This window comes from Hallella sp. (assembly GCF_037460745.1).
Lineage (GTDB): Bacteria > Bacteroidota > Bacteroidia > Bacteroidales > Bacteroidaceae > Prevotella > Prevotella faecis.
Genome location: NZ_JAXVAE010000171.1, coordinates 1 through 13519, shown reverse-complemented (window position 1 = coordinate 13519; position 13519 = coordinate 1). Strand labels below are relative to the sequence as shown.

The window sequence follows — 13519 nt, the reverse complement described above, 5'->3', positions numbered from 1 at the left end:
AGGCAAACGACCAACTTCTTGATTTTCAATCAAAGTCCAATTTAGAGCGAGTTAGCGACATTATTTAACATTTATGCGACTGCGTCGCATTCTTCTGCAAACTTAGAGTTAATTCGTTCAATTCGTTGTTGCCGCGTCTGAGCGTAAATACTTACGTGTGTTATTTTTCACTCCAAATGTCGGATGAGCCGTTTTTTTGCAACCGATGTTAGGAGGTTCAAGAATTGTCTATTACCTTTGCATGTTGGAAACGTGTGGCAAACGACATGCGTTGTCATTCACCCAAACAAAATAACCATCATGAAGAAACAAGAATATGCGCGGGTAAACAAGGAGTGGCTCGCCGAGAAAGCAAACGAAGAGGGAGTGAACGAGCTGCCTGGTGGCGTCTATTATAAGGTGCTGAAGACGGGGCTCAACGACGATCGCCACCCGTCGGTCCGCAGCATTGTGACGGCCCACTACACCGGCCGCACCATAAACGGCAAGAAGTTCGACTCGTCGCTGGGCGGCGCGCCGCTCGCCATTCGCCTTTGCGACCTCATCGACGGATGGACCATCGCCATGCAGCGCATGTGTGTGGGCGACAAGTGGGAGGTTTATATCCCCGCTGAGAAAGGCTATGGCAAATTCTCGCAGCCCGGCATCCCAGGCTACTCGACCCTCATTTTCGAGATAGAGTTGCTCGGCATCGCCTAAAAACCGACACCCATTAGGAGAACGCCGCCCATCCGCCGCACCCCGGCAGAGGGTGGCCCCACCGCTATGCGAAAGGCTCCGCAGGGCGCTCGGGCCCCAACTGGCGAGTGCTTCCCATAGCCAACATTTTGCGGTTTTCGGCATTTTTGGCCTAAAACATTTTGCGGTTTTCGGCATTTTGTGGTCAAAACATTTTGCGGTTTTCGGCATTTTGGGCCTAAAACATTTTGCGGTTTTCGGCAAAAGCCGTATCTTTGCCGTAAATATTTGGAAGAATATGGCAACAAAAAATAAGGTTTTCAAGCGCAAACTATACGACAAGATGCTCAAGTGGAAACAGGAGAGCAACGGCGAGACGGCCTTACTCATTGAGGGTGCAAGGCGTATTGGCAAATCAACGCTGGTTGAGGAGTTTGCCAAAAACGAATACGACTCCTATATTCTCATCGATTTCTCTCAAAATGCCGAGGAGGTTAACAATCTGTTTAAGGATTTGTCGGACCTGAACTATATCTTCCTTCGTCTTCAGGTGGTGTATGGCGTAACCCTGCATGAGCGAAAATCGGTTATCATATTCGATGAAGTGCAAATGCAGCCATTGGCTCGGCAAGCCATCAAGCATTTGGTAAAAGATCATCGGTACGACTATATTGAAACGGGGTCGCTCATTTCCATTCGAAAAAACGTAAAGGATATTGTCATTCCAAGCGAGGAAATGCGGATGCCTATGTATCCAATGGATTTTGAGGAGTTTAGATGGGCTTTGGGCGATACGGCGTCTATGCCTCTCCTTCGCCAAATCTTCGAATCACGCAAACCTTTAGGCGAAGCGGCTCATCGCAAGATGATGAGAAACTTTCGGTTATACATGTTGGTGGGAGGTATGCCCCAGGCAGTAAGCAAATATATTGAGACCAACAATCTCAGTGCGGTGGATATGGTAAAAAGAAATATCATATCTCTTTACGAGGAAGATTTCCGTAAGATAGACGAGTCGGGGAAAGCAGCGGCAATGTTCGATGCCATCCCAGCTCAACTGAGCAAAAACACCTCAAGGTATAAAATATCTTCGGTCTTTCCTGGAGAAAAGCAAGATAGGGTTGTCGATGTTGTGAAAATGATGGAAGAATCGAAGGTCATCAACGCCTCATACCATTGCGATGATCCGAACGTGGGACTCGCCTTGACCAAAGATCCGGAATATTACAAGATGTATGCAGGCGACACAGGGCTGTTTGTAACATTGGCATTCAAGTCGAAAGAATTTACTGACAACATCATCTACCAAAAACTTCTTAGCGATAAGCTCGAGGCCAATTTGGGCTATATTTACGAAAATGTTGTGGCTCAAATGTTGAGGGCAACGGGGAAAGACCTCTACTACCATACCATCAAGAAGCCTGATGGCAAGGGGTATTACGAGATTGATTTTCTCATAGCCGACGGCAGCAAGGTGAGTCCTATCGAAGTGAAATCGTCGGGTTATAAGGCGCATACTTCCATCGATAAGTTCTCGGATAAGTTCTCCTCCAGAATCCAGCGTAAGTATTTGGTTTATACGAAAGACTTGCAGAAAGACGGCGACACCCTCTGCCTACCCGTTTACTTGACCCCATTCCTATAAACATCTTAATAACAGAATTTCAGCCATGACGTTTGAAAGAGAAGAAAGGATTGCCTTTGCGCGCATCATATCCGACCTCATCGAGGCCGACTTTATCGTTGAGGAGGAAGAGATGGAGTCGTTCGACCGCATCAGGAACGAGAAGGACTTCAGCATCACCATGAGCATGCTCTCGGAAGCCAAGACCATGACCTTCGCCGAGGCGGTGGGCACGCTCCAGGCGCTCCGCGATGAGGCCAAGAAGGCACGCATCAGGGAGAAGCTCCACCACATGTCGCTCTCGGATGGCACCTGCGTGCCGTTGGAGGCCTTGCAGATCATGGCTGTCAACTATGCGCTCGACGGCAAGGCGCAGGTGTTCTCCATTCCCGAGGGAAGCAGTTTCATAGAGAACATGAAGGTGATCTACATCGAGAACGAGGACCACACGCCGACCGACGCCTACATCAGGCAACACTATCGCGCCATCAGCAATGAGTTTAGGTTGGCGGGGTTCAACTTCGTGTATATTCCCCAGATAGCCGACGACTACAAGCTGATTCGGGGCGATTATCTCCACAAGGTCATCAAATACATGATACCTACGCTCGATGAGGCGAAGGTGGAGAAAATTCAGCGCGACCTCTGTTCGATGACCACCTCGCGGTTCACCCACGAGTTGCTGTTTAAGAAGATGGGCATCAACATGCTCAACTCCAAGCCGGCCTTCCTCTTCAAAATTGGCGAGTCGGCTGTGGCAGACAAGAGTGGGGTGGACGATATGGAGCGCAACATGCATTCCAATTTCTTGCTTGTGCCCATCGACCAGATGCTGGGCGACGCCCTTCACGGCGCGCCTGCCTCCATTCTCGACCAGGTGGTCGACCTGATGGACTCGTACCGCTCGATGGTGAGCGCCAAACTGGTGATAGAGAACCAACCCTTGTCGAAGAAATTCCTTTATTACGGGTTCCACCGCTCGTTGTTCGACCTCATTGCCTATGGCAAGGAGCGCGCCAACTACAAGCTCGTCATCAACCTGCAAAACCGGGCGAAGCCTGTGGTGCTCAGGCCCGTCGACGCGCAGAACGGCCAACCGGCCGAGGAAGGTGGCGACTTGGTGATCGACCTCACTCCACAGCCTTACACGCTCTACATCCTGATGGTTTACATGTCGTTGCTCGAAGAAAACCTCGATTGGACCGACTATGTGGAGAAGGATGAGACGCACAAGTTGATATTGGAAAAATACAACGCCATCTACCGGCGGGTGAGCAAGGGAAACCACAGCGGCGAATATCGCGACAAGAGTCATGTGTCGCGCATCAAGAAGGCGCTGAAGGCCCATGGAAGCATCGTGTCAAACATCGACCTGTTTGTCCCCGATAAGGTGCAGGTGGGAAAGGCCGTGAGCTACAGGGTGCCCCTCCCGCCCGACTTGGTGTATGTCGTTGAAGGACCCAAAGGGAAGGAGCGCGAGGTCAGAATGGTCGACTCCAACTTCTGGAAATCCCATTTCTGGGAAGACAACCATTAGCATCGTGCCACCTTTTCGCTTTCGGCTCATGTCCTACATAGCGTGCTGAGCGATTGCGTGGAAACGACAAAAAACAGGATTGCGATGAATAAGAAAATATACTTTGCAGGATCCATCCGGGGCGGAAGGATCGACGCAGCGCTCTATCAGAGAATCATTCAGTACATCAATCAGACGGATACGGTGCTGACGGAGCACATCGGCAAGATGAACATGAGCGTGAAGGCGCAAACAAAATCGGTCGACACGCATATCTATGAGCGCGACACCGAATGGCTGAGAAGTTGCGACATGGTGATTGCGGAATGTACCTGTCCGTCTCTGGGGGTGGGTTACGAGTTGGCTTATGCCGAAGCGCATAACATACCGGTGCATATCTTCTACGACAAAAGCAAGACCAACATCTCGGCCATGCTCAACGGAAACGCTTATTTCAACATGCTTCCCTATGAGAAGGAAGACGATATCTATCCTTGTTTGGACGAATTACTTTGTAGGCGATAACACACGTCGCCTTATAAATCCTAAACCGTACTCACTTGAAGAAATACGGAACATTCCTCATGCAATGAACTTGCTTTGGGTAAGCATGGGGAAGATTGGGGCATCACCCCAGCAATGGTAGCATTTGATTATGGAACAAAAGAAACAGATAGAGGTCGTGGCCGCCGTGATTTGTGAGGCCGACCGGGTGTTTGCCACACAGCGTGGCTATGGCGAGTGGAAAGACTGGTGGGAGTTTCCCGGCGGAAAGATGGAGGCCGGCGAGACGCCTGAGGAGGCGCTGCACCGCGAGATTTGTGAGGAGTTGGCCACTGAGATTGAGGTGGGGCCGCTGCTCACAACGGTCGATTACGACTACCCGAAGTTTCACCTCACCATGCACTGCTTTCGTTGTCGACTGGCCAGTGGGCGCCCCACGTTGCTCGAGCACGAGGCCGCTCGCTGGCTGGACCGTACCGAGCTCTCCACGGTCTGTTGGTTGCCGGCCGACAAGGTGGCGATCGAGAATATGGACCACGATGGCTTTTGGTCGTCCATCCCGTAAGCGGCATCCTTTGCAACGGTTTGTCGCGCAGCAAGATAGCCGTGGACGTAGATAGCTATGGATGGCAAAAACCCATGGATCGCAAGAGGAACGTAACACATAAAAAGGCCATGGGGCGCTGGCGCGAATGTCGCTGACCCCATGGCCTAAATTAGTTAAGCAAATGTAATGTTAGGCTATGCTGTGTTATGCTGCCCTGTTCGGTTATTCCTTGATGTCCTTGATGACATCCATGACGCTGCCGTCGCGGTTGAGCACCACACCCACCACCTTCTCGCCGAAGGGTAGAGGCGCCGGTGTGCCGATGATTTTGAGGGCGCGGTCGCGCAGCTCCTCGAGCGTTACGAGGTGGAGGCCCGCCTCGCGCAGGCGCTCGGCAATCTCCGGACGGTTGGGATTGACGGCAATGCCATACTCGGTCACCACCACGTCGACGGTGCGTCCCGGTGTGATGAGCGTCGTCACCTCGTCGACGATGCACGGTATGCGGCCGCGCAGCATTGGGCAGACGATGATCGAGAGCGCCGAGTCTTCGGCCGTGTCGGGATGGCCGCCGATGGCGCCGCGGATGATGCCGTCGCTGCCCACGAGCACGTTCACGTTGAAATGGACGTCGACCTCAAGGGCTGAGAGAATCACGATGTCGAGGTAATGGGTGGCTGAGCCCTGCTCTTGCTTGCTGGCATACTCGTAGGCTGCCACCTCCTTGTGTCGCGGATCGTTCTTGAGCGACTCGGCCGCCACCTTGTCGAACGACTGCACGTCGATGAGTCGGCCGATGAGACCTTCCTCGTGCATCTTCACCATGTGGGCTGTGATGCCGCCCAGGGCGAACGACGCCTGGATGTTGCGGTCGATCATGCTCTGGCGAATGTATTTTACGGCGGCGAGCGATGCACCGCCCGATCCCGTCTGTATGGAGAAGCCGTCGTTGAAGTAGCCGCTGTTCACGATGACCTTCGCGGCCTGCTTGGCCAGCAGGATGTCGCGTGGGTTCTTCGTGTCGCGAATGGCGCCCGAGGCAATCTTCGATGAGTCGCCCACGCTGTCGACCTCCACCACGAAGTCAACGTCGTGCTCGGAGATGGAGTTGGGCGTGTTGGGATAGTTCACAAGGTCGTCGGTGAGCACCACCACCTTGTCGGCGTAGCGCGCGTCGGGCAGGGCGTAGCCCAGCGATCCGCAGATGCTCTTGGCGTTCTCGGAGCGCGAGTAGCCGCAGGCGTTGCCCAGTGGGTCGGCCGATGAGGCGCCCAGGAAGGCTACGTCGATGTGAAGCTCGCCCGAGGCGATGGCGGCACCGCGTGAGCCGTGTGAGCGGAAGATGACGGGCTTGGCCATCAGGCCGTGTGAGATCTCCTTGGCCAGTTCGCCGCGAAGGCCCGATGTGGAGATCTGGGTGATGACGCCGTTGCGTATGTGCTCAATGAGCGGAGCGTGCACGTCCTGCAGGCTCGATGCGGCAAGATGGAGATCCTTGAAGCCCATCTCGGCGAGCTTGGCCACCACCATGTTCACCACCTTGTCGCCACCGCGGAAATGGTGGTGGAAGGAGATGGTCATGCCGTCGCGCAATCCTGAGCGGCGAATGGCGTCCTCAAGGCTCACGAGCTTGGGGCTCTCATGTTGCAGTTCCAGACGAGGCGCGGTTTCCTTGTGGTTCTCGGCACCGTCGTTATACACTCTCTTTCCCATTGCCTCAGCCACTTGGCTGACAAGGGTCTTTCTGTCGTTCAGTGTGTTCATACCAAGTCCTCCTTTTTAATTACGCCCGAAGCCAGTGCGAGGTCGATGACGCGCTGTGCGCGGATGACAACTGGTCGGTCCACCATTTTACCATTCACGGCGATGACGCCCGATCCCTTGCTTTCGGCCTCCTTGATGGCGGCGATCACGGCGAGGGCCTTGTCGATGGCCTTCTGTGTGGGAGTAAACACCTCGTTGATGATCTCAATCTGTCGGGGGTTGATGATCGACTTGCCATCGAATCCCAACTGATGGATGAGCTCCACCTCTTTGCGGAAGGTCTCCATGTCGTTGAGGTTGCTGTACACGGTGTCGAGGGCGTCGATGCCCGCGGCGCGTGCCGCCACAACGATGGTTTGGCGTGCCATGAGCAGCTCCATGCCCTCAGGCGAGCGTTGGGTCTTCAGGTTGGCGCAGTAGTCCTCCGCTCCCAGGGCGATGCCCATCATGCGTTTCGATGCGGTGGCAATGGCGTAGGCGTTCACCACGCCGAGGGTGCTCTCGATGGCTGCCATGATCTGCGTGCGCCCCAGGCAACCGATCTCGCGCTCCACTCTTTCTATCTCGCGCTCCACCTCCACGACTTCCTCGGCCGTCTCGGTCTTGGGCATGCGTATGACGTCGACTCCGGCTTTCACCACGGCTTCCACGTCTTTCTTGCCGTAGGGCGTTGAGAGCGGGTTGATGCGCACCACCATCTCCGTCTTGCCGTAGTCGATCGATTTCAGTGCATTGTATACCAGCAAGCGCGCCGTGTCCTTTTCGGCCATGGTCACCGAGTCCTCAAGGTCGAGCATGATGGAGTCGGGACCGTAAATGTATGCGTCTTGCATCATGCCAGGGTTGTTGCCCGGCACGAACATCATGGTTCTTCTCAGTCGTTTCATAGTTAATGGATTTTTAGTTTCACTTGTGGCACCTTTTTTCGCCATGGCGGAGCGAAGGTGCGCTCCGCCTATCCTGACCTGAGGCAACCTGTTCTAAATTACTCGCTCCAGACGTCGTTGCCGGTGGCTCTGACGGCGGCGGCAGTTGTGCGCGCCCGTATGGTGCAGTCGAGGGCGCCCTTGTCGGTGGCGTACACCTCGGCCTTGGTGATGCCCAGGCCCATGAGGGTCTCACGGATCACCTCGCGGATCTGGTCGCCAAACTGAAAGGCAACGGAGCTCTGCAGATGGATGTCGAGCCCCGGATGGTCTGAGGGGGCCAGTTGAATCATAATGTCGCCGGACTCCATCGTACCGGCTGTAGCCATTTTAAGTTCCATAGATACAATGATTTATAGTTATACGGGTTAGAGTAGACATTGGGGTCAATCCGGGGCGTTGCGCAACGTGAGGACAGCTCGTGCCTTTCGCTCTGGCGGTCCTATGGCCTGATGCCTTTCGGTCATTGCCTTTCGCTTGGTGGTCCTATGGCTTGATGCCTTTCGGTCATTGCCTTTCGCTTGGCGAGCCGTGGCTTGATGGCCAATGGGGTGGTGCCCATGGTGTTGGCTTTTGCCTTAACGGAATGAATAGAAGGTTCTTTTGCGTAAATATACGACAACACTTCCTTCCAAAATGTTGAAAAGAACCGTTATCTATACTTACGCTCACGCGAGTGGTATGGATATTAAGAGAGGCTGTGCTCGCACAAAACGTAGCCGCCGTGCGAACCTTAGCGTTTATGCGGTAAAGATACACAAAAAATGCGAAACCGCAAACGTTTTCGGCGAATATTTTTTATTTGGGGCGGGAATGGGGAAGAGGCGGGCGCAAATATGCGCCCGAAATTCTTGCCGCTGGACAAAAGGGGGTAATGGGTAAAAAGCGGTTCAAGAAGCAAGAGGGCCCGGCTGGGTGTTACGGCTGGGCAGGCATGGAGGCTAAGAGGGGCTGGCTGGGCGTTACGGCTGGGCAGGCATGGAGGCTAAGAGGGGCTGGCTGGGCGTTACGGCTGGGCAGGCATAGAGGCTAAGAAGGGCTGGCTGGGCGTTACGGCTGGGCAGGTATGGAGGCTAAGAGGGGCTGGCTGGGCGTTATGGCTGGGCAGGTATGGAGGCTAAGAGGGGCTGGCTGGGCGTAACGGAGGGCCCGGCATGATAGGCAAAATGGGTATAATAGGCATGATGGGAGGCTGGCGCGATACGTGCGGTTTGTCCCATCATGTCTATTATACCCATTGGTTTTTATTGCCGTGCTAGGCTTCAAGGCCTTTCCCTTTTGGGCTTTAGGAGCTTCAAGGGTTGGCTTTTAGATCTTGCCGCCGTAGCAGAGGTCGCCGGCGTCGCCGAAGCCAGGTACGATGTATTTGTGCTCGTTGAGGCCAGGGTCGACCGCTGCGCACCAGATGGTGGTGTCTTCAGGGAAGGTCTTGCGGATGTGGTCGATGCCGTTGGGCGTTGCGATGACACACACCACGTGCACCTTCTTCGGTTGGCCCTTGGTGAGCAGGGCCTTGTAACCCATCTCCATTGAGCCACCAGTGGCCAGCATCGGGTCGACGATGAGCAGCGTGGCGTCGTTCAGGTCGGGTGTGGCGAGATACTCCACGTGTATGCCCACCTTCGTGTGCGCTTCGTCGGTGTACTCGCGGTAGGCGCTCACAAAGGCGTTGGCGGCATGGTCGAAGATATTGAGGAAGCCCTGATGGAAGGGCAGTCCGGCGCGGAAGATGGTTCCGAGCACGAGGCGGTCGGTGGGCACGCTTACCTTTGAGACGCCAAGCGGAGTGACGATGTCGCGCTCCTCATAGTCGAATGTCTTGCTGAGCTCGTAGGCGATGAGCTCGCCCACACGCATGATGTTGTTGCGGAACAACAGGCGGTTGTGCTGATAATCTTTGTCGCGCATCTCCGCCATGTACTTGTTGATGATGGAGTTTGATTTGCTGAAATCAATTACTTTCATGGGTAGATAATGGGTTTTGTTTTGATAAACTGGGTAAAAGTACAAATAATATTCGAAACCCACGTTCCTTTCGCTTGTTTTTTTGTGCTTTTACCCCATAAAAAGGGCGCCCACCGCTTGTGAGCGCCCTTTGTTATGATAGCTTGGTCCAATCCGTTGGGGATTGGCTTAAGGCAGATTACTTCACTACAACCTTCTTGCCGGCCACGATGTAGAGACCCTTGGGCAGCCCCGTGAGGCTCTTGGCGTTCTTGCGAACGAGCTGGCCGTCGACGGTGTAGACGTTGGCAGCAGCGTTGGCGTCGATGAGGATGTTGCTAACGCCTGCGATGACAGCCTCCATCTCCTCCTTCGAGGCGTAGACGGTGACGGCCTTCTCTGAGCGAACCTTCTCGCCCTCGGCGTTCACATAATAGAGGTAGAAGCTACCTGTGGCGGCAGGAGTCCAGGTGGCGCTTGCCACAGCCGACTCGCCTGCGTGCAACGGAGTGGTGCTGACGCTGGCGGGGTTGAGGCTTCCTTGCTGCTCGGCATCGTCGGCGTTCTCATAGCCCACGGCCACGCTGAACGGAGCGATGGTTCCGGTGGTTCCGGTGTGAGCGATGGTGAGGCTCACCTCCTTCTCCTGACCCACGTAAGCCATCCACACATTGTCGGTGGGAGCCACGGTGATGGTTGTGTCGCGATCGTAGTCCATCACGCCAATCTTCACAAGGCGGAAGTCGGCGAACGACATCCAGCTGTGTGCGGTATTGGTTGATCCCTCCACACCGATGGTCACAGCGCCGTCCATAGGCACGTCGATCACCACGTAGTTGCGCTCCCAACCATAGTTGAACAGGCCGTTAGATGAGCCATGGTGCATCATGTCGACGTTGCCCAGCTGGTCTTCGCCAAAGTTGGCGTAGAGCTTGAAGGTCTCCATCTCTGCGTTGGCTCGAGCCATGACCGAGAGGATGTACTGGCCCTCGGTGAGCTTCAGTTCCTGAGTCATGTTGGTTGTCCAAGACTTGTCGCTCCAGTTGTCGCTGTCGAAATAGCGATGCTCTGCGTTGCCCTCGGCGTCAGTCCATGGCTCGCTCGACTTGATGTTGATCTTTCCGCCGCTGATCTTCCAGACGTTAGCGTCGATGGCGTCGGCAGCCAGCGGGTTGACGATGAGGTCGGTCATGTTCAGGGCGGTCTCATCGGCCTCAGCCAAGCTGTTGCTCTCCGAAGCTACGCGCTCGAGCTGCGGCAGGACGGCTGCGATAGAGTCGGCCTGGGTGGCATTGGCGGGAGCGAGGTCGATGGCGGCCTTCAGGTCGTCGACCTTCTGAACTGCTGCGTACGGATAGTTCTTCACAGCCTTCTTGGCGTTTGCCAGAGCCAGATATGCGTTGCGAGCGTTTTTGAGGTTTGCTGTGGCAGCCTTCAGGGCGCTTGTGGCCTCCTCGTAAGCCTCCTGTGTTTCCTCGGCGATGGTGCCATACTGCTCCACGGCAGCGTTGAGAGCGGCCATCTCCTCGCCTGTGACGATGGTGTCGGCCTGAGCCACCTGGGCAGCGGCCAGGGCAGCCTCGTAAGCCTCCTTGTAGATGGTGAGGTCGATCTTGTTGCTTGTGCAGAATACGCGGAAGTTGTCGAAGATCGTCCAGTTGCTTCCTCTACCTTCGACGGTCTGCTTCACGCCAATCTTCAGCGATCCCTGGTTGACCACCACATTCTTGATGGTGTCGTTGTAGAGTCCTGCGCTGAAATACTTCGAAGCGTCGCTCATGGTCTGCGGCACATAACCGAAGGTGGTGTTGGTACCCACATTGTCCTTTTGTCCAGCGGCCGCAAAGATCGAAAGCATGGGCTTCTCCACCTCGCCAGCGTACACGACGGCGTTGATGTTCTCGGTGGAATCTGTGCGTGCTGCAGCAGCTTCGGCAGCCTTACCATCGCGGTAGAAACCTTGGTACACCACGCTGTACACACCGTTGGGCACCTCGGCTGTCTGGTTGACGTCGAAGACGGTATTGTATTTTTCGGCGCAGAAGTTGTCGTTGTCGCCATTCAGTGTGGGGCTACCCTGCCAAGCGCTGTTACGCTGGTCATTGCGACCGAAGTTCATGCCCTGGAAGAGCAGAGTCACATCCACGGGGTTCTCCTTTGATGCAGTGGGCAGAGCGTCCATGATGTCCTGGATGCGCTTTTCGCGGCTCACAGCAATCCACTTGGCTGCATTGGCGTCAGCGACTTTGGTAGCGTTCACCACTGTTCCCTCACCAGAGAAGGCCAGGAACTTGCCATCGGCAGTGGTGAGCTGGAGCACCTTCTCGGTATCGCCCTCAGCGGTGATGTCGGTGATGTTCCAACCGTAAGCGTTGGCATCGACATACGCGTTGGCGCCCAGGAAGTGCTGCGTAGCATTGTTTGCCACACGCGAGTCGAGGGTGTAAGTGCCATCCTCGAGCATGCTCACGGTGAAGTCGAGTCCGTAGTCGTTGAGCGAAGCCTGTGTGCCCCAGCTGTTGCCGGCAGCCAGCCACTTCTTTGTGGCCACGTTGTAGAGGTAGTAGACACCGCTCTTGAGCGCAGGCTCGGGCTTTGCCTCGATGGCTTCAGCCGACACCGGCATGAGCTGCACGTTGCCCTTGTAGCTGCCCACGATAGCTGTGATCGAGAGTGCCTCCTCAGGCCACACATACTCCTCGCCCAGTACGCGGAACTGGTCGTACACCTGCATGGTGTCTTCACCCTGCACGGCGTAGTGGTTTCCGAGGCTGTCGATGAGCTTGGCCTCACCGAGCTTCACCAGTTGCGAGAGGATGTCGTCGTTGACCGTGGCCAGCGTTACCTCCTTCGGTGTGGCAACGCCCTCAGTGATGACCACCTTGTCGAGGTTGGTGCTGTCGTTTGCTGCGAGCTCAGGAATGTCGTTGTAGGGAGTCTGCTTTCCGATGATGGTTCCGTTGAGCACCTGTCCCTCCTCGAGGTTGAGGCCTGTGTTGTGGAAGATGGTTGCAGCGGTGGCGTCCTGCACGTAGATGTTGCCATTGTAAACCTTCGTTACGTAGGCGTCGGTGAGCGTGAGGCGCACGGCGCTGTCCTTTGGAAGGGCGTTGAATGTGGCGATGTTATCCACCGTTTTGAATGTTACGACCTTCACCTCAGGCTTGATCGTCTCGTCGTTGGCGTCGGCGTAGGTCACGGTGATGGTTTTGATCTGGCACTGCTTGCCAATTGTGGCGGTGACCTTCACGGCGTTGCCTTCCCACTGTTTCTTAGCGGTAGCGTTGTTGGCCGGCTCGTAGGTGGGCTCTTCCCACTTCTTGTCGGTAGTGAACACGATGTTTGTGATGGCGCGTCCCTCGGGAGCCTCAAACACCATTTTGCCACCGTAGAGGCGCAGCTGTGGCTTTCCCTTAACAGCCCAGAAGCGGTTGGGTGTGTCGGAAGTGCTCGGTGTGACGGTCATTGTGCCCTCACCGATTTGGAAGACGCGGTCCTCTGTGATGTCGCCCTCATTGCTCTCGGCAGACGATGTGGCGTAGGTCGAGTCGGCGAAGTTGATTGTCGCCACGCCGTTGGCCGTTGTTTCCTCGACGGTGTCGTTGATGGCAGGCAGAGCGGCCACTGCAGCGATGCTGAGGGGCAACGCCAGCACCATTGCACCGACGATGTAAGAATAGAATTTCTTCATGTGTGATAGTTGAAGTGTTGGCGCGTCGTCGGTCCGTTGGCGCACCGTGGTAGGGTTTGGATAGAATGAAGCCATCTCATCGGACCGATTGATCCTTCCCGTCTGAGGGGTAAGGCCTGAGAGGCTTTTGGGTGATGGGGTAGTACTTGTTAGTTGATAGCTTTTAACTGTTTGTTGTTGATATGTTTGATGATAGTGATGTGGCTTGATCGTTCGCTAAACACATCGGCCGCCACACTCGGTGCGGCGGCCGATGTTAGGATTGTTTACAAAGGTAGTGCTTTTTTATGTAACGGCACCCTCCTTGCAACAGAAATATGACATC

Annotated in this window: 10 protein-coding genes; 5 read left to right on the top strand and 5 right to left on the bottom strand. The window is 55.1% G+C overall.

Annotation, left to right across the window (positions count from 1 at the left end):
- Nucleotides 1-300 precede the first annotated feature (300 nt).
- The 5 genes from WKK33_RS11315 to WKK33_RS11295 all read left to right on the top strand — a co-directional run bounded on the left by WKK33_RS11315 (nucleotide 301) and on the right by WKK33_RS11295 (nucleotide 4887).
- Nucleotides 301-699, top strand: coding sequence for an FKBP-type peptidyl-prolyl cis-trans isomerase (locus WKK33_RS11315; protein ID WP_337933945.1), 399 nt, complete (start codon nucleotides 301-303; stop codon nucleotides 697-699).
- Nucleotides 700-976: 277 nt separating this feature from the next.
- Nucleotides 977-2323 carry an AAA family ATPase gene (locus WKK33_RS11310; protein WP_330002424.1) on the top strand — a complete coding sequence of 449 codons (1347 nt, stop codon included), beginning with the start codon at nucleotides 977-979 and terminating at the stop codon, nucleotides 2321-2323.
- A 25-nt stretch (nucleotides 2324-2348) separates the two neighbouring features.
- Nucleotides 2349-3839, top strand: a complete 1491-nt coding sequence (locus WKK33_RS11305; protein ID WP_337933943.1) for a hypothetical protein — start codon at nucleotides 2349-2351, stop codon at nucleotides 3837-3839.
- Between the two features lie 84 nt (nucleotides 3840-3923).
- The gene (locus WKK33_RS11300) at nucleotides 3924-4343 is read left to right on the top strand and encodes a nucleoside 2-deoxyribosyltransferase (RefSeq protein WP_337933941.1); all 420 of its coding nucleotides are present in this window, start codon (nucleotides 3924-3926) and stop codon (nucleotides 4341-4343) included.
- Nucleotides 4344-4473: 130 nt separating this feature from the next.
- Nucleotides 4474-4887 carry a (deoxy)nucleoside triphosphate pyrophosphohydrolase gene (locus WKK33_RS11295; protein ID WP_337677970.1) on the top strand — a complete coding sequence of 138 codons (414 nt, stop codon included), beginning with the start codon at nucleotides 4474-4476 and terminating at the stop codon, nucleotides 4885-4887.
- A gap of 204 nt (nucleotides 4888-5091) precedes the next feature.
- Here WKK33_RS11295 and citF read toward each other — a convergent pair whose 3' ends face one another.
- The 5 genes from citF to WKK33_RS11270 all read right to left on the bottom strand — a co-directional run bounded on the left by citF (nucleotide 5092) and on the right by WKK33_RS11270 (nucleotide 13194).
- On the bottom strand, nucleotides 5092-6633 hold the full coding sequence (citF, locus tag WKK33_RS11290; protein ID WP_337933939.1) for a citrate lyase subunit alpha: 1542 nt from the start codon (nucleotides 6631-6633) through the stop codon (nucleotides 5092-5094).
- On the bottom strand, nucleotides 6630-7520 hold the full coding sequence (citE, locus tag WKK33_RS11285) for a citrate (pro-3S)-lyase subunit beta (RefSeq protein WP_215758827.1): 891 nt from the start codon (nucleotides 7518-7520) through the stop codon (nucleotides 6630-6632). The genes citF and citE overlap by 4 nt, the downstream gene beginning before the upstream one ends.
- A gap of 98 nt (nucleotides 7521-7618) precedes the next feature.
- Nucleotides 7619-7900, bottom strand: coding sequence for a citrate lyase acyl carrier protein (gene citD / locus WKK33_RS11280; protein ID WP_215758828.1), 282 nt, complete (start codon nucleotides 7898-7900; stop codon nucleotides 7619-7621).
- Between the two features lie 967 nt (nucleotides 7901-8867).
- Entirely contained in the window at nucleotides 8868-9524 is a 657-nt protein-coding gene (gene upp / locus WKK33_RS11275) for a uracil phosphoribosyltransferase (RefSeq protein WP_330002415.1), read from the bottom strand.
- A 178-nt stretch (nucleotides 9525-9702) separates the two neighbouring features.
- The gene (locus tag WKK33_RS11270; RefSeq protein ID WP_337933936.1) at nucleotides 9703-13194 is read right to left on the bottom strand and encodes a hypothetical protein; all 3492 of its coding nucleotides are present in this window, start codon (nucleotides 13192-13194) and stop codon (nucleotides 9703-9705) included.
- Between the last annotated feature and the right edge of the window lie 325 nt (nucleotides 13195-13519).